Source organism: Bittarella massiliensis (ex Durand et al. 2017), assembly GCF_017566145.1.
In the GTDB taxonomy this organism is placed as follows: Bacteria; Bacillota; Clostridia; order Oscillospirales; family Ruminococcaceae; genus Bittarella; species Bittarella massiliensis_A.
This window is the reverse complement of sequence record NZ_JABFCL010000449.1, coordinates 1-206: the sequence shown is the minus strand read 5'-3', so window position 1 is coordinate 206 and position 206 is coordinate 1. Positions and strand designations below refer to the sequence as shown.

At 50.5% G+C, this 206-nt stretch carries 1 protein-coding gene; it reads right to left on the bottom strand.

What is annotated here, in order from left to right:
- On the bottom strand, nt 1-206 hold a 206-nt coding region (locus HJY11_RS15005), incomplete at both ends, for an IS110 family transposase (RefSeq protein WP_243764597.1).

Genomic DNA, 206 nt, shown 5'->3' with positions numbered 1-206 from the left:
CAGGATCCACGCCGGCAAAAGCTGTGAGCGCGCCTTTGTGAGTGAAACGGGTTACATCGCCAATCTCGGCCATGAGTTGTGGACCAAGTGATGGACCTACGCCTTTCATCTGCATGACGATAGGATATTCTGGGAGTTTAGAGGCTGTTTCGTTCATGAGGGAACGCAATTCTTCCACAGTTACAGAGGCACTGTTAAGTTGGTCA